The 15,655-nt window shown below is 63.5% G+C and carries 13 protein-coding genes; 6 read left to right on the top strand and 7 right to left on the bottom strand.

Annotated features, from left to right (window positions below):
• Window positions 1-53: 53 nt before the first annotated feature.
• A complete protein-coding gene (locus B5X73_RS00150; RefSeq protein ID WP_079519792.1) occupies window positions 54-1,526 on the bottom strand; it encodes an MFS transporter in 1,473 nt (490 codons plus the stop codon).
• A gap of 221 nt (window positions 1,527-1,747) precedes the next feature.
• Here B5X73_RS00150 and B5X73_RS00145 point away from each other — a divergent pair, with 221 nt between their 5' ends.
• The 4 genes from B5X73_RS00145 (at window position 1,748) to B5X73_RS00130 (ending at window position 9,718) form a co-directional block, all read left to right on the top strand.
• Window positions 1,748-2,761 carry a LacI family DNA-binding transcriptional regulator gene (locus B5X73_RS00145; RefSeq protein ID WP_036113210.1) on the top strand — a complete coding sequence of 338 codons (1,014 nt, stop codon included), beginning with the start codon at window positions 1,748-1,750 and terminating at the stop codon, window positions 2,759-2,761.
• Between the two features lie 210 nt (window positions 2,762-2,971).
• On the top strand, window positions 2,972-5,452 hold the full coding sequence (locus B5X73_RS00140; RefSeq protein WP_079519790.1) for a glycoside hydrolase family 3 protein: 2,481 nt from the start codon (window positions 2,972-2,974) through the stop codon (window positions 5,450-5,452).
• 192 nt (window positions 5,453-5,644) lie between these two features.
• Window positions 5,645-8,083 (top strand): TonB-dependent receptor, encoded by a 2,439-nt coding sequence (locus B5X73_RS00135; protein ID WP_079519788.1) that lies wholly within the window; start codon window positions 5,645-5,647, stop codon window positions 8,081-8,083.
• Window positions 8,084-8,107: 24 nt separating this feature from the next.
• Window positions 8,108-9,718, top strand: coding sequence for a tryptophan halogenase family protein (locus tag B5X73_RS00130; RefSeq protein ID WP_079519786.1), 1,611 nt, complete (start codon window positions 8,108-8,110; stop codon window positions 9,716-9,718).
• Between the two features lie 49 nt (window positions 9,719-9,767).
• Here the strand turns inward: B5X73_RS00130 and B5X73_RS21210 are convergent, their stop codons facing one another.
• The 4 genes from B5X73_RS21210 to B5X73_RS00115 form a co-directional block, all read right to left on the bottom strand.
• Entirely contained in the window at window positions 9,768-9,887 is a 120-nt protein-coding gene (locus B5X73_RS21210; RefSeq protein ID WP_139382598.1) for a DUF2474 family protein, read from the bottom strand.
• Entirely contained in the window at window positions 9,887-10,894 is a 1,008-nt protein-coding gene (cydB, locus tag B5X73_RS00125; RefSeq protein WP_079519784.1) for a cytochrome d ubiquinol oxidase subunit II, read from the bottom strand. The genes B5X73_RS21210 and cydB overlap by 1 nt, the downstream gene beginning before the upstream one ends.
• Before the next feature lie 7 nt (window positions 10,895-10,901).
• Window positions 10,902-12,323, bottom strand: coding sequence for a cytochrome ubiquinol oxidase subunit I (locus B5X73_RS00120; RefSeq protein ID WP_079519782.1), 1,422 nt, complete (start codon window positions 12,321-12,323; stop codon window positions 10,902-10,904).
• Between the two features lie 99 nt (window positions 12,324-12,422).
• The gene (locus tag B5X73_RS00115; RefSeq protein ID WP_079519780.1) at window positions 12,423-12,659 is read right to left on the bottom strand and encodes a hypothetical protein; all 237 of its coding nucleotides are present in this window, start codon (window positions 12,657-12,659) and stop codon (window positions 12,423-12,425) included.
• A 165-nt stretch (window positions 12,660-12,824) separates the two neighbouring features.
• On the opposite strand from B5X73_RS00115, the gene B5X73_RS00110 reads away from it, so the two are divergent.
• Together B5X73_RS00110 and B5X73_RS21460 are read left to right on the top strand one after the other, a co-directional pair.
• Entirely contained in the window at window positions 12,825-13,274 is a 450-nt protein-coding gene (locus tag B5X73_RS00110) for a YybH family protein (protein ID WP_079519778.1), read from the top strand.
• A 77-nt stretch (window positions 13,275-13,351) separates the two neighbouring features.
• A complete protein-coding gene (locus tag B5X73_RS21460; protein WP_255363945.1) occupies window positions 13,352-13,486 on the top strand; it encodes a hypothetical protein in 135 nt (44 codons plus the stop codon).
• A gap of 149 nt (window positions 13,487-13,635) precedes the next feature.
• Here B5X73_RS21460 and B5X73_RS00105 read toward each other — a convergent pair whose 3' ends face one another.
• Together B5X73_RS00105 and B5X73_RS00100 are read right to left on the bottom strand one after the other, a co-directional pair.
• Window positions 13,636-14,658, bottom strand: a complete 1,023-nt coding sequence (locus B5X73_RS00105; protein ID WP_079519776.1) for a hypothetical protein — start codon at window positions 14,656-14,658, stop codon at window positions 13,636-13,638.
• 209 nt (window positions 14,659-14,867) lie between these two features.
• Complete coding sequence (locus B5X73_RS00100; protein ID WP_079519774.1) at window positions 14,868-15,644, bottom strand: 3-keto-disaccharide hydrolase; 777 nt, start codon at window positions 15,642-15,644, stop codon at window positions 14,868-14,870.
• Window positions 15,645-15,655: the final 11 nt, after the last annotated feature.

Below are 15,655 nucleotides of genomic sequence, written 5' to 3'. Positions count from 1 at the left end.
CGCGTTGCGAAGCATACGGACCGGAAGGCGGGATCGTTCCTACAGGCGGCTCTTCACTGAACCCGCCCTTCCGGCTCCGGAACATGGAGCGTGCACAACGCCGCCATCACCAGACTGATCCCGCCGATGCCCAGTGCCCAGATCGGCTGGTTGTGAAAGCACAGCCGCAGCAACATCCCCAGGATGCTTGCCGCCAGCACCTGCGGGATCACGATGAAGAAATTGAAGATGCCCATGTACACGCCCATCTTCGCGGTAGGCAAATGGTCGGACAGCAGCGCATAAGGCAGCGACAGAATCGATGCCCATGCGAAGCCGACACCGACCATGGAAGCGAGCAGCCAACGGGGATCGCGGATATAGAGGAACGACAGGAGTCCCGCACCGCCAAGGCAGAGGTTCACCACGTGACTCATGCGTAGCCCCCACCGGCGCACCATCAGCGGGATGATGACCGCCGCAAGGGCGCCGAAACCGTTATAGGCGGCGAACAGAACACCCACCCAGTTCGCGCCTTCGTTGTACGCGGCCGAGCTGGTGTCGCCCGTGCCGTACATCGTCTGGGTCACGCCCGCCGTGGCGTAGATCCACATCGCGAACAGCGCGAACCACGAAAACAACTGCACACCCGCCAGCCGCCGCATGGACTCCGGCATGCCGTAGAGATCGCCGGTGATTTCACGCAGCATGCCCCGGCTACCCGTCCGGCTGAGCCAGCTGAGCAGAAGTCCGAAAACGATCAGTCCGCCCGCCAGGAGGTAGACCTCCTTCTCCAGCGAGAAGTGCCTGATCGCGACCAGGACAACGCCACCTGCCAGCAGCAAGAGCGCACCGGGTCTGCCGGCGCGCGACACGTCGACCGGCGGCCGCTCAGGCACGGCATCGGCGAACGAGCGCAGCTGCGCAGGTGAGTACTCGCGGGTGGTCAGCATCGTCCAGAGCACAGCGCCGAGCAGCACGGCGCCGCCGACGTAAAAGGCGTACTTCACCGTGTCGGGAATGCCTCCCTGCGGCGCCACGTTGGCGACGCCGAAGCGCGCGAGCACCCAGGGCAACAGCGAAGCGACCACCGCCCCCGCACCGATGAAGAAGCTCTGCATGGCAAAGCCCGCGGGACCCTGCCTCGTCGGCAGCTGGTCCCCGACCAGGGCACGGAACGGCTCCATCGAGACGTTGATCGACGCATCCAGGATCCATAGCAGCCCGGCGGCGATCCACAAGGCCGGGGCGTTCGGCATCCAGAGCAGGCCCAGAGAAGCGAATACCGCGCCCGCCAGGAAGTATGGCCGACGCCGGCCCAGCCGGTTCCAGGTGCGATCGGAGTAGTGACCTACGATGGGTTGGACGATCAGACCCGTCAGCGGCGCGGCGATCCACAGCGCGGGGATGTCGTTGACGTCCGCGCCCAGCGTCTGGAATATCCGGCTGACATTCGCATTCTGCAATGCGAGGCCGAACTGGAGACCGAGGAAGCCGAAGCACATGTTCCAGATCTGCCAGAACGAAAGCGCGGAGCGTTTCGTCATCCGTACGTAGCCGGCACATCCGTCAGGGATATGCTCAGCGCGCACGTAGCGGGTCTGCATTGTCGTTCCGGGTCATGGGTCCCTCTCTCCAGTCACCGTTATGTCATGGACCGGGCCAGGCCGCATGTTGCGGGCGCAGCATCGCCACGGGATGTTGCGCTTGTAAACCGGAGGGATCTGACGGCATAGTCGTTGAACAGTGTGACGACAGCGGAGAATCCATGCGGGTACGCCTCGAAGATGTGGCGCGCAAAGCCGGCGTATCGCCCAAGACGGTGTCGCGTGTGCTCAACGACGAGGCCAACGTGACTGACGCCACGCGTGAGCGCGTGCGTGCCGCCATGGAGGAAATGGATTATCGCCCCCATCCGTCGGCGCGCAGTCTGGCAGGTAACCGCTCGTTCCTGGTCGCGATGCTGTACGACAACAACGACAATCCGGCATCGACGTATCTGGCCGAGATCCAGGACGGCGTGCTCGAGGCCTGCGATGCGCATCGCTACAGCATGATGGTGCGACCGCTGCGCATGCGCGACAGCGACTTCATCCGCCGCCTCGATACACTCATCTCCGACCATCACCCCGATGGGGTGGTGCTGACGCCGCCCATTACCGAATACGCGCCGCTGTTGAAACGCCTGCGCGAGGCGGACGTTCCTTTTTCCGCGGTGTCGCCGGTGAAGCGAAGCAAGACCCTCGGCGTGATGATGGACGAGCAGAGCGCCGCGCGTGCGATGGTCGGCCATCTGCTCGAACTCGGGCACACGCGGATCGCCCATGTGATCGGCATCGCGAATCACGGCGCCAGTCGATGGCGCCTGGCAGGCTACCGTGATGCCATGGCGGCGGCCGGATTACCCGAAGATCCGGCGCTGGTGGTGCAGGGCGCCTTTACCTTCGCCTCGGGCGTGGAGGCGGCGCGCCACCTGTTCTCGCTCGCCGACCGACCGACCGCGGTGTTCGCGGCCAACGACGATATGGCGACCGGTGTGATGTGGGCGGCGGGCGAGTTCGGCCTCAAGGTGCCTGACGACGTCTCGGTCTGCGGCTTCGACGATACGCCTCTGTCGCGTCAGCTGTGGCCGGCCCTTACCACCGTGCTGCAACCGAGCCGCGAGATGGGCAGGATCGCGGCCGAGCAGTTGCTGGCCGAATTGCGAGGCCGTGGTACGGGCAAGCTGGTCCAGATGCCGTTTTCCCTGCAGATCCGAGGCTCGACCGCCCTCGCTCCCTGAGCGGACCCGTGGCGCCCGCCCGCGCCGGGCCCATGCTGCATCGCAAATTGACAGCGCTGTCATTCCTGCCACGATGCGCCTCGGAAGCGTACCGCCGGTGCGCGTGGATGGAGCCTGCTTGTGCCATTGCTGCAACCGTTGGGTCTGTTATCGCGACGCTTGCCCGTAGCGCTTTCCCTTGCCGGGGCCTTGCTGTCTGCCATTCCCGCCATGGCGGGCGACGCCGCCGCCGTCCATCCCGAACAGTGGCCGAAGGGTGCTTCGCCGCTCGCGCCCGATCCCGCGCTTGAAGCCCGCATCCGTGCGCTGCTGCGGACGATGACGGTGGAAGAAAAGGTCGGCCAGATGATCCAGGCCGACATCAAGTACGTCACGCCGGACGATGTACGCGAGTATCGACTGGGCTCGGTCCTGGCAGGCGGTAATTCCAAGCCACCGGGGCAGCCGTTTCCCGTGGCCACGCAATGGCAGGCGCTGGCCGATTCGTTCTACCGTGCGTCGATGGACACGTCGCGGGGAGGCAAGGCCATCCCGGTGCTGTTCGGCATCGACGCCGTGCACGGGCACAACAATCTCGTCGGCAGCACGCTGTTTCCACAGAATTCCGGCCTCGGCGCCACCCGCGATCCGCAACTGATTCACGACATCGGTGAGGTCACGGCGCAGGAGCTGCGTGCCAGCGGCATCGGCTGGACGTTCGCGCCCACACTCACCGTGCCGCAGGATGTGCGCTGGGGGCGCTCGTACGAAGGCTATTCGCAGAACCCCGAGATAGTCGCGGCATACGCCGCGGCGGTCGTTGAAGGGCTGGAAGGCAAGCCAGGTACGCCGTCGTTCCTGGATGCCGGGCATGTCATCGCCACCGCCAAGCACTTCCTCGGCGACGGCGGCACGCACGATGGCAGAGATCAGGGCGACGCACGGATCAGCGAGGCGACGCTGCGTGACATTCACGGCGCAGGCTATCCGCCTGCGATCAAGGCGGGCGTTCAGGTGGTGATGGTTTCGTTCTCGAGCTGGAACGGCATCAAGATGGCCGGCAACAAGGCACTGATCACCGGCGTGCTGAAGGAGCGCATGGGCTTCGATGGGATCGTTCTCGGCGACTGGAACGCGCACGGCCAGGTACCCGGCTGCACCAACGAGGATTGCGCCGCCGCGTATAACGCCGGGCTGGATATGCTCGAGGCGCCCGACTCGTGGAAAGGTATCTACAAAAATACGCTGGCTGAGGCCAGGGCCGGTGTGATTCCAATGAGCCGCATCGACGACGCGGTGACTCGCATCCTGCGGGTGAAGATGCGCCTCGGCATGTTCGAGGCTGGGCTGCCGTCCACCAACGCGTTGGCGGCAAAGTCGGCCGAGGTAGTCGGAAGCCCGGCGCACCGCGCCGTGGCACGCCGTGCCGTGCGCGAGTCGCTGGTGTTGCTGAAGAACGATGGCGTGCTGCCGATCGACCCGCGCAAGCGGGTCCTGGTCGCTGGCGAAGGCGCCGACAACATCTCCCGGCAAAACGGTGGCTGGACACTCACCTGGCAGGGAACGGGTCTGACGAATGCCAATTTCCCGGGCGCCACATCCGTATGGGCCGGCCTTCGCGCACAGGTGGAAGCGGCCGGCGGCAGCGCCGAACTGTCCGTCGACGGTAACTACACGCAGAAGCCGGACGTCGCCATCATGGTATTCGGCGAGGACCCCTATGCCGAGTTTCAGGGCGATCTGCCGAACCTCGCGTACCGTCCCGGCAACGATCGCGACCTGGATCTGCTTCGGAAACTGCGCGGGCAAAGTGTGCCGGTGGTCGCCGTGTTCCTCACCGGCCGCCCGCTCTGGATGAACCGCGAAATCAATGCCGCCGACGCGTTCGTGGTCGCGTGGCTACCGGGCAGCGAAGGCGAGGGTATCGCCGATGTGCTGCTGCGCACCCGCGAAGGATCTGTCGCCCATGACTTTCACGGCAAGCTTGCCTATGCCTGGCCGCGTAATGCGCTGCAGATTCCCGGCGCGATCGCAAAGGGTGACCGTCCGCAGTTCCCTTACGGCTTCGGACTGACGTATGCCGCTGGTGGCACCACCGGAAAGCTGCCCGAGAACCCGGGGCTCGTCCTCAGCTCGGCACAAGCCGGCGTCTACTTCACTCGAGGCAAGCCGGCCCAGGATTTCGTGGTGCGTCTGACCGGTGCGGATGGCGTTACCTCCAATGTCAAAGCCACACCCGCCGCCACGGCGGACGACAGCCTGCATGTCGCTGCGCTCGACTTCAAGGCACAGGAAGACGCGCGAAGCCTCAGCTGGTCCGGTAAGGGGTCAGGTGACGCGAGCGTCGCTTTGGTGGCGCCGACGCCACTCGATGTGGATCGTGAAACCAATGGTGACGTGCTGCTGGTGACGATGCTCAAGATCGATGCCGTCTCAGCGGACGATACGTCGCGCGTCGCCATCGGCTGCGGTACCGGATGCGAGGGCTCGGTGCCCGTCGGGAGTCAGCTGGCCGCGCTGCCCAAGGGGGAATGGCTTCGAGTCGGCATTCCGTTGAAATGCTTCCGCGATGCCGGCGCCAACATGAGCAAGGTGGACCGTCCCTTTGAATGGTCCAGCCACAGCGCGGGGCGGATCGCTATCGCCGAGGTGTCGCTGGGCACCGTAGCGGACCGTACGTTGACGTGTCCGGGTCATGGCGCCGCGCCGTGACCCTGCAAGACGTTCTTAAGTGCCTTGTCGGCTTGCTGCCACGCAGCAAGCATTCATTGCGAGAGAGTTCTACTATCCAGCAATGACAGCGCTGTCATCCTAAATGGCGGCGCGCAAGGGGAGTGGGGAAATCGTGTCATGGCCGTCGTCCGAGACGGACCACACAGATTCGAATCATCGAGGGAGAGTCAGATGAACCTGCGTCACAAGTTGATGTATGTCGCCATGTCACTCGCGTTCGCGCCGGGTACGCTGCTAGCGGCGGATCAGGACGCCACGGCACAGAACCCACCGCCCAGAAATCCCGAGGCCGCGGACAAGAAGATCCAGAACCTGGATGCCGTCTCGGTATCCGCAACCAAGCGCGATACGCCGTTGCAGAAAACGCCGGTGGCCGTGACCGCGATCGCCGTCGACACGCTTGATCGCGAGCGGGTCATGACGGTCCAGGACCTGACCAAGCTCGTGCCCGGCCTGCAAGGCACCTCGCAGGGTGACCATGGTGTCGTGACACTCACCTTGCGCGGCATCGGCAACGACAGCGCCAAGACCGAGTATGCCGACCCCGAAGTCGCCACCTTCGTCGACGGCGTATACGCGCCGCGTGCCGAAGCCGCCTCGGGCCTGCTGCTGGATATGGATGGCGTGGAAGTGCTGCGCGGTCCCCAGGGCACCCTTTGGGGTCGCAATTCCACCGCCGGTGCCATCAGCTTCCAGACGGCCAAACCGGAGATCGGTGCGGGCTTCTACGGCAATGCACAGGTGGGCGGGGGCAATTTCCACCAGTTCGGCTCGCGTGCCGCCTTCAATCTGCCGATCAGCGACACCTTCGCGATGCGTGTCGCCGTGGTGCACGAGCAGCACGACGGCTACGTCGATTATCAGAAGCCGTCGGGTCAGCTGCCAAGCGTCGCGGACCAGCAACAGGCGTATCTGGCTTCGTCCGCCTCGGGCGGCACGCTGGCCGGGTTCAAGCCGATCGATCCGGGCCAGTACGTCCAGGGCGGCGACAAGTACAACGCACAGGATCAGTCCGCGGCACGCGTCAGCGCGCTGTGGCAACCCAGCGATACGTTCAAGTGGAACCTGTCGTACGAGTACTTCGTCGACCGCGGTACCCCCAGCATGAGCCTGATGCAGACACCACGTCAGGGTCAGGACTTCTGGTCGGCGCTGATCGATACCGCACCATACCTGCATCGCACGTCCAACACGGTGCGCAGCCGCATGGACTGGAACATCAGCGACGGCATGCAGCTCAGCTACATCGCCGGCTACAACCATTACTCCGGCAAGAGCGACTTCGATCAGGACGTCGGTGTCAGCGTGCCCACCAGCTTCACCACCAACGGCGTCTACCAGGACGACCGCACCAACAGCTCGGGCTACAAGAACTGGAGTCAGGAAATCAACCTGAAGTCCACCGGTCCACAGACCGTGGACTGGATTCTCGGTGCGTACTACGGCTACGAAGACAACGACATCCGCTTCGACATCCCCATCATGAATGGCACGCGCTACGGCACGGTGAGCTGGCAGGGGTCCTTCATCCAGCCGAAGGAAACCGTGGAGTCGTATGCGCTGTTCGGTCAGGCTACCTGGCATCTCAGCGACCACTGGCGCCTCACCGGCGGCGCGCGCTGGTCACATGACGACAAGGAGAACAAGGGCGGCGTCAACTGGGGCTGGGCATACGATCCGACCGTGCCGCAGGTGCCGATCTCGCCGGACGTGTATCCGGATCCGTCGAACGGTTTCAGCGTCTCGCAGCGGAACACGGCCAAGTACAGCAAGGGCAAGCCGACGTGGCTGGTTCGCCTGGATACCGACGTGAGCGAGAACGGCCTGGCTTACGCCAGCGTGTCCACCGGCTATAAATCCGGCGGCACGCAGGACGCGGGCACGCTGTACAAACCCGAGACGCTGACCAACTACGAAGTCGGTGCCAAGTTCGTCTTCCTCGACGGCCACATGACCTGGAATTCGGCGGTCTATTACGAAGACTTCAAGAACTTCCAGCTGTCCGCGCCCATCGTCTATCCGGACGGCAACCACGGCCTGGGCTTCTCCAACGTGGGCGGCAGCACCAAGGTCATCGGCTTCGAGTCGGAGCTGGCGTACCAGCAGAAGGGCGATCGCTTCAATCTGATCTTCTCGTCCATTACCAAGAAAGAGCTCGGCAAGCTGATCTACGCCGGTTCCAACGACTATCAGGGTCTGCCGGCGTGCCCGCCCGAGTCGAACCTCGCGAACTGCGCGGACGTTACCGGTAACGATCTGCCTCACGCGCCGAAGGTGTCGCTCACCGCCATCTACGAGCACGACTTTCAGCTCGGCAATGGCGGGCGCCTCACGCCACGCCTGAGCGCGCAGTACCAGAGCGCACAGTGGTTGAGCTACTTCAACCTGGGCGCGGGCGACAAGCAAAAGGCGTATACGCGCGGCGATGTGTCCCTGCGTTACAGCGAGCCGGGTGACAAATGGTGGGTCAACGCATACGTGCAGAACGTGTCCGATGGGCGTATCAGGACCAGCGCAGGCCGCTTCACCATGGCCGACGGCTCGTTGCAGTACGTGTCGCAGTACCTCGCGCCGCGCACGTACGGCTTGCAGCTTGGCGTCTGGCTCTGACGGGCTGAAAGGCAGGGAGACAGCATGGCGCGTCTGAAGAAGGTGCTGGTCGTTGGAGGTGGCACCGCGGGTTGGCTGACCGCGTGCTACCTGGCCAGGGCGGTCAACGCGGTCGATCCGCGAAGTGTGCAGGTGCACCTCGTGGAATCGCCGGACATCGGCCTGCTCGGGGTAGGGGAGGCCACGTTCCCGTCCATACGCGGAACGCTGGCCGCCATCGGCCTCGACGAGCGACGTTTTCTGGTCGGCGCCACCGCGACGTACAAGCAAGGCATCCACTACCGGCACTGGGTACGGCCGCCGGGTGCGCCGGGTGCGGATCATTTCTTTCATCCGTTCAATGCGCCCAGTCAGCGGCCGGGCGGTCCCGAGTTGTTGCCGTACTGGCTGCTCGGCGCCGCGCCGGCGGGGATGCCGTTCGCCGATGCGGTGTCGATGCAGACCGCGCTGGTCGATCACTCGCGTGCCCCTAAGCGCGTGAAGGATGCGGACTATCAAGGGCCGATGAACCACGCCTTCCACTTCGATGCGGCGTGCTTTGCGCGGGTGCTGGCCGAGCATGGTCAGGAGACGCTTGGTGTGGTTCGGCATACGGCGACGGTGGAGCGTGCGGAGCTCGACGAGCACGGTGCCATCGCGCGCGTGGTGACGAAGGAAGAAGGCGAGCTGACCGCAGACCTGTATGTGGACTGCACCGGGCTGCGTGGGATGCTGATCGGCGGGGCGATGCAGTCGCCGTTCCGTAGTCGGGCGGATGTGTTGTTCGCGGACCGGGCGGTGGCGATGCAGGTGCCTTACGACGCGCCCGATACGCCGATTCCTTCCTACACCATCTCGACCGCCCAGGAAGCGGGGTGGATCTGGGATATCGGGTTACAGAAGCGGCGTGGCGTGGGGTATGTGTATTCGTCGCGGCATACCGATGACGAGCGAGCCGAAGCGGTCTTCCGGAAGTACCTGGGTGAAGCAGGGAAGGGCGGAAGGGCCATGCAGATCAAGTTCGAGACGGGGTATCGGCCTGAGCACTGGCGGAAGAACTGCGTCGCGGTGGGCCTGGCCGGGGGCTTCGTTGAGCCGCTGGAGTCGACCGGCATTGCGCTGATCGAGCTGGCGACGTATTTGCTCACGCATTTGTTGCCCGGCGACACCGACGACATGGAGAGCGCGGCACGGCACTACAACGAGATGATGGTGGCGCGATATGACCGGATCATCGACTTCATCAAGATGCATTACTGCCTGAGCCAGAGGCGCGACTCGGCCTTCTGGCTTGAGAATGCCGACCCTTCGAGCATCCCGCAGACGCTGCGGGAGAAGCTGGAGAAGTGGAAGACGAGGCCGCCGCATCGGCTGGATTTCGTCAGCGACCTGGAGATGTTCATGACCTCCAGCTGGCAGTACATCTTGTACGGGATGGAGTTCAGAACCGATCTGGAGCCGATGCGCAGCGCCTATCCGGATGTGGAGGTGGCGCGGCGGGAATTTGGGATGATTCAGCAGGCGGCGGTGAGGGCGCTGGATGATTTGCCGGATCATCGGGGGCTGGTCGAGCAGCTTTGCGCCGAGCACAGGCCGCGCAGCCCGGCCACACATGCCGGTCACCGTGACCGCATCGCGGAGCGTAGCCGTGTATGACGAGGTCAGGGATAAGTAGAGCGACCGATCTCAAGCCAGCGTCTCGGCGTCAATGTGGCACCAGCAGCCGGAACGCCAGGGCGATCAGGGCCACCGCCAGGACACCTCCCACGTAAAGCGCGACGAACCAGCCCGCACGCCCCAGCCACCCTTGCCTGCGCGTGCCCATCAGTGATAACCGGGGTCGTCGTGGCGCACCTTGCCGCGGAAAACCCAGTACGACATGGCCGAGTAGACGATGATGATCGGCACGATGATGGCCGCGCCGACCAGCGTGAATTTCTGACTCGAGGGGGGCGACGATGCCGCCCAGATGTTCAGCGAAGGCGGGATGATGTTCGGGAAGATGCTGATGATCAGCCCGGTGTAGCCGAGAAAGAGAATCGCCGCCGTGAGCACGAACGGTTGTCGGTCACGCTTCTGCCGGATGGCGCGCTGGATGCCGAAGACGCAAGCCAGGACCAGAACCGGAACGGGCAGGAAGAAGAAGAGATCGGGCATCGCGAACCAGCGCCGGGCCACGGCATCCTGACCGAGGACGGTCCATGCGCTGACCACGGCGATGATCGCGAGCAGGGCCCATACCAGCGGCTTCATCGCGACGTAGATGCGCCGCTGGAGGTCGCCGTCGGTCTTCATGATCAACCAGCCGCATGCGAGAGTCGCGTAGGTGACGAGCAGACCCAGCCCGGCGAGAAGTCCGAACGGTGAGAGCCAGTCGAACGGTCCACCGGCAAACTGTCTGTTCATGACGGGGATGCCCTGAAGCAACGTACCGAGCACGAGACCCTGGCAGAAAATCGCCGTGGCCGAGCCAAGCATGAAGGCAAGATCCCAGAGCCGCTGCGAACGCCTCGCTTTGGCGCGTATCTCGAAGGCGACGCCTCGAAAAATCAATCCACAGACCATGCCGATGATCGGCAGGTAAGTCGCCGGTAGCAGTACGGAATAGGCGACAGGGAAGGCCGCATACAGGCTGGCACCGCCAAGGACCATCCAGGTTTCGTTGCCGTCCCATACCGGGGCGACGGTGTTCAACATCACCTGGCGGTCGTGCTCGCGATCGAAGAAGGGAAACAGCAGCCCGATGCCGAGGTCGAAGCCATCGAGCAGCACGTACAGGAAAACACCGAAGGCGATAATGGCCGCCCAGACCATCGGTAGATCGAAGGACATGGCAACCTCACTCGTCGATAGGGTCGGTCGGTCGCGAAAGCGGCCGGTGGTCGAAACGCGGCTGCCCCTTGCCAGTGTCGGAAGCATCTTCTTCCGCGGCGTCGCGTGGCAGGTCCGGACCATTGCGCATGAGCTTCAGCATGTAATAGATACCCGTGCCGAACACCGCGAAGTACACCAGGATCAGGATCATCAGTGAGGTGCCGACCTGCTGAGCGGAGATCGCCGAAACCGCGTCGCGGGTGCGCAATACGCCGTAGACGACCCAGGGCTGCCGTCCGGATTCGGTCGTGATCCACCCGGCCAGCAAGGCGATCAGCCCGGACGGCGCCATGAGCAGGACAAAGCGCTGAAACGCCCGCTGTTCGTAAAGCCGTCCACCGCGGCGTAAAACGAGGCCCGCAAGTGCCATGAGCAGGAGAAGCATGCCCATGCCGACCATCACGCGGAATGACCAGAACACGATGGTGGAGTTGGGCCGGTCCTCTTTGGGAAAGCTCTTCAGCCCCCGAATCTCACCGTCCCACGAATGAGTCAGGATCACACTGCCCAGGTGCGGGACTTTCACCGCGAAACGCGTCTCTTCCTTGTCCATGTCCGGCCAGCCCACAAGATTCAATGACGTGCCGCCCATCTCCGTCTCCCAGAGACCCTCGATGGCGGCGATTTTGGCGGGCTGATACTCGCGCGTGTTGATGCCGTGCGCATCGCCGACGACGATCTGGATGGGAACCACGACCAGCAGGAGCCACAATGCCATGGAGAAGGCCTTGCGGATGGCGGCATCCTTCCGTCCACGAAGCAGGTGCCAGGCCGAGCAGGCGGCGACCAGCGTCGCGGCCACGATGAACGCCGCGAGCGCCATGTGCATCAGGCGGTAAGGGAACGACGGATTGAACACGATCTTGAGCCAGTCGACCGGAACGATCCGGCCGTCCTGCCAGGCGTATCCCTGTGGGGTGTGCATCCAGCTGTTGGAGGCCAGGATCCAGAACGTCGAGATCAACGTGCCTGTGGCCACCATCAGCGTGGCGAAGAAGTGAGCTCGTGGCCCTACCTTATGCCAGCCGAACAGCATGATCCCCAGGAACCCCGCCTCCAGGAAGAATGCGGTAAGCACCTCGTAAGTCAGCAGGGGACCCGTCACTGAGCCGGCTATGGAGGAGAACCCGGACCAGTTCGTACCGAATTCGTAACTCATCACCACGCCGGAGACGACACCCATCGCAAAGCCGACGGCGAATACTTTCGACCAGAAAAAAAACAGGTCACGGTAAACCGTATTCTTCGTCCTCAACCACAGACCTTCGAGCACCGCCAGGTAACTGGCGAGGCCGATGCTGATGGCGGGGAAGATGATGTGGAAGGAGACGGTGAAGGCGAATTGCCATCGCGCGAGAAGGAGTGCCTGGTCGGTAGGTATCGACACGCGTCAAGCTCCAGCGAAAGATAGGGTAAGCGTATGCCTGTTTCGCGACGGCGGTATTGGTCAAAATGTCGCTGCGGTCATTACCCGCCCGGTACTGGCTCACATCGCCAGACCGAGTCTCCGGCTCACGGCGAAGGTGGCGTAGAGCAGTCCCACGAGCAGTATCACGAAGACCCCGACGGCTAACGCCACTTTGCCGGCCACGCGTAGTACCGCACGCCGCTCGATCGGGCGGTCCTTTTTCCCTTGCTCGTAATGCCACTTGATGGCCAGGAACATGCCTGTGCCGAAAACGACGACCTTGAAGATGATAAAGGCGATAGGGACCCAATCCATGCTTTCTTCGTTCCGAGCTGTGACTTGCCACTGTCTGTCATGAGGAAATCGCCCTCAAAACGCCGATGATGCCGTCCTCCAACGCATGCTACCTACGAACAATCTCCATACATTCGGGACAAATTGTCTCAGCATGCCTATCATGCGGAATCAAAAGGGGGTGCCATGAAAACCATGTCCGTTCTTTTCTGCGCCGCCAGCGCCGTGGCGATGGTCGCCAGCGTATCGGCCGAGACAGCGGCGGTCCCGACCGCCAAAGCCATCGAACAGACGCTCGACACCAGCGCAGCCGCCTGGTCGGCGGGCGATCTGAAGACCTTTATGGGGTGCTACGAGCGCTCACCGGGCACCCGCTTCGTCAGCGCGAGTGGCACTGTCGTTGGTTACGACGCGATCGAGGCCATGTACGCATCGACCTATAAGAAGCCTGGCGCCGGTCTGGGCAAGCTGAAGCTGGACGTGATCGACGTCAAGGAACTCGGGTCCCAGTATGCCTTTGCGGTCGTCCGCTACCATCTCAAGCCCGACACGGGCGCCGAGGCGTCAGGGCTCTCGACCCTGCTGATGCACAAGGTGGACGGTCGCTGGCTGATCAACAGCGACCATAGTTCCTGAGCTCCCTTCACGCCACCTTACTGCGAGCATGACGGCATTGAGAGCACTGTGGTGCCTCACCATCCGAGGAAATAGTCATGTCAGAAAGTGACAAGAGCAGCAGGTCGCCCACGCCGAAAGAGTTCGATGAATCCGCGGCGGAACGTGTCGAAAAGAAGCCGAAAGAAAAAGAATCTCCTCAGCAAACGCACGACGACGAGACTCACGGCTGATACACGGCGGGTCGCGGCCTCTACGAGCCGTTCTTTCGCGGTTACACGCGCAATCGATGTGCGCTGGATCCATCCGGGATGTCGAGAATCCTCCCCGACCGAAGCCAGGGAGTATCCCGATAACAAACGACGCTCAGGCAATGTTGCATTTAGCGGCCATATACGCCAGTCGTCCCAGCCGCGTTGTGAACGACAACATAGCGTCGGCCGGCGAGGGCGCCACCGAGCGCCGCAGCCATGGCACCCAGGATCAAGGCGACGGCGCTACCCAGAGCGGCTTTGGCGGCGGCCTTCGCGGCGGCATCTGCAGCTTCGCGGGCTTTGGCTTCGGCTTCAGCGGTCGCCTGCGCGATCTTGGCCCTGGTCTGCTGATACTGCGTAACCCACGCGTCGACTCGCTGCTCGGCGTCCTGCTCGCTGGCACCGGTCCGTGCCATGACCACATTCACCAGGGCCTGACGGTCGGCCTGCTGAACCGTGTCGCTTCCGGACGTAATGATGCGCTGCGCTACCGCCTGCACATCTTCGCCCGTGCCATTCTGGCTTGCGTTATTCAGCTGATTGACCGCACCCTCGGTCTGCTGTTTGACGGCCTCCGGCTGCAACGCCGGCTTGCCGGTCTGGGCCATCAGCTCCTGAGCCTGAGCCTTCAGCGAATCCATTGTGATGCCGTTTGCCGCCAGCTGTTTCTTCGCTTCGTCCGCCGCCGGACCCGCCGCTGCCGCAAGGCCGCTTCCCGCTGCCGCCGCGGTCGCACCGACCGCCGTGGCGCCGCCCTTTACGACGGATGCGAACGTCGACGCCACCAGGTAAGCGCCGATCAGGCTGGCCAGCCCCCAGGTCACCAGCCCGTGCAGCATCGCATCCGTCCGGCCAGGTGCGGCCGCCAGATGCCCTGCCACCCAGCCGCCGGCCATGAGAGCAAGCACGCTGCTGATGCCCCACCATGCTGCCGCGCCAAAGCCATAGGCGGACGCATCCGGCGAATCGTGATGCACCGGATCGGCAACACTCAGGCCAACGCCAGCACCGATGAGGCTCAGCACGAGCTGGATGACGACAGCGATGATGACGCCGGCGAAGATGGATCCCCAGGAAATGCGCCGGAGCAATGGAGCGTAGGCATCGCTGCCTGGTGAGGAGTAACCCGATTCGGTGTGAATGGTGTTCATAGAAAAGCCCTGTAGCCGCTGACCGGCAAGAAACGCCCGATGAAACCGGTACGCTCACGCATACCGAGGAAGAAGCGCGGACAGTGTCTGGTGCGACGTGATCGAAGCGTGCGCGGGACGTGTCGTCAACTATTCCGACTGATTCGACCTTACCGGTGCCCGGTGGCTCACCGGCTACAGGGATGTGACGTCCGGGGCTGGGGGCGCCTTTAGTCCAGCGGACGCACCCAGATATTACGGAAGCTGATCGGCTGCGAATGGTCGCCATGGGCCTGCAGCTTGATCGCCGCCGTCGTGTACGGCTTGTATTTCGGCTTGCCAATGTAGAAGGTCTCGCCGGTCAGTTCGGTGTGGTTTTGCACCAGTACGCCGTTGTGGAACAGCGTGAGGTAGGCTGGTGACTTCACCGAGCCGTCCGCGGCGAACACCGGCGCGGTCCACACGATGTCGTAGGTCTGCCAGTCGCCAGGATGGCGCGCGGCGTTGACCAACGGGGCCGCCTGCTTGTAGATGCTTGCGGCCTGTCCGTTGACATAGGTCGCGTTTTCGAACGAATCCATGATCTGGACTTCGTAACCCTCGTCGCCAGGGCCGGTGGAGGCAAGGAACACGCCGCTGTTGCCGCGGCCCTGGCCCTCGCCGGTGATGTCCCTGGGAATCTGCCATTCCAGGTGCAGCTGATAGCTGTGAAAGCGCTGCCGGGTCTGGATATTGCCCGTGGTCTTGTCGACGGTGACGATGCCGTCGTGCACCTTCCAGGCCGCCGGCGACTGGTCTTTCGATGCCTCCCAGCCACTGAGGTCGTGGCCGTCGAACAGCACGACCGCATCGGACGGCGGCGCGTTCTCCTTCGCACCTGGAGTCACCACCTTCGGTACCGGCTCCCATCGTTCCGTGGCTTTCGGATCGTCTTGTGCCAGGGCGCAGGACGAGCCCAGGCTCGCGACGGTAAAGAGGGTGAACGTGGCGGCGCCGATGCGCTTCATCGGCATTCCTC

The sequence above is a fragment of the Luteibacter sp. 22Crub2.1 genome (assembly GCF_900167995.1).
In the GTDB taxonomy this organism is placed as follows: Bacteria; Pseudomonadota; Gammaproteobacteria; order Xanthomonadales; family Rhodanobacteraceae; genus Luteibacter; species Luteibacter mycovicinus.
Note: the sequence above shows the minus strand (reverse complement) of the source record. Positions and strands in the feature narration are given on the sequence as shown.

Excerpts from the sequence above, each read along its gene's own strand:
- B5X73_RS00100 (WP_079519774.1), bottom strand. The coding sequence starts at position 15,644 with ATGAAGCGCATCGGCGCCGCCACGTTCACCCTCTTTACCGTCGCGAGC.
- B5X73_RS21210 (WP_139382598.1), bottom strand. The coding sequence starts at position 9,887 with ATGGGCACGCGCAGGCAAGGGTGGCTGGGGCGTGCGGGCTGGTTCGTC.
- B5X73_RS00115 (WP_079519780.1), bottom strand. The coding sequence starts at position 12,659 with ATGGATTGGGTCCCTATCGCCTTTATCATCTTCAAGGTCGTCGTTTTC.
- B5X73_RS00135 (WP_079519788.1), top strand. The coding sequence starts at position 5,645 with ATGAACCTGCGTCACAAGTTGATGTATGTCGCCATGTCACTCGCGTTC.
- B5X73_RS00150 (WP_079519792.1), bottom strand. The coding sequence starts at position 1,526 with ATGACGAAACGCTCCGCGCTTTCGTTCTGGCAGATCTGGAACATGTGC.
- B5X73_RS00105 (WP_079519776.1), bottom strand. The coding sequence starts at position 14,658 with ATGAACACCATTCACACCGAATCGGGTTACTCCTCACCAGGCAGCGAT.
- B5X73_RS00110 (WP_079519778.1), top strand. The coding sequence starts at position 12,825 with ATGAAAACCATGTCCGTTCTTTTCTGCGCCGCCAGCGCCGTGGCGATG.
- cydB (WP_079519784.1), bottom strand. The coding sequence starts at position 10,894 with ATGTCCTTCGATCTACCGATGGTCTGGGCGGCCATTATCGCCTTCGGT.
- B5X73_RS00145 (WP_036113210.1), top strand. The coding sequence starts at position 1,748 with ATGCGGGTACGCCTCGAAGATGTGGCGCGCAAAGCCGGCGTATCGCCC.
- B5X73_RS00130 (WP_079519786.1), top strand. The coding sequence starts at position 8,108 with ATGGCGCGTCTGAAGAAGGTGCTGGTCGTTGGAGGTGGCACCGCGGGT.
- B5X73_RS21460 (WP_255363945.1), top strand. The coding sequence starts at position 13,352 with ATGTCAGAAAGTGACAAGAGCAGCAGGTCGCCCACGCCGAAAGAGTTC.
- B5X73_RS00140 (WP_079519790.1), top strand. The coding sequence starts at position 2,972 with ATGGCGGGCGACGCCGCCGCCGTCCATCCCGAACAGTGGCCGAAGGGT.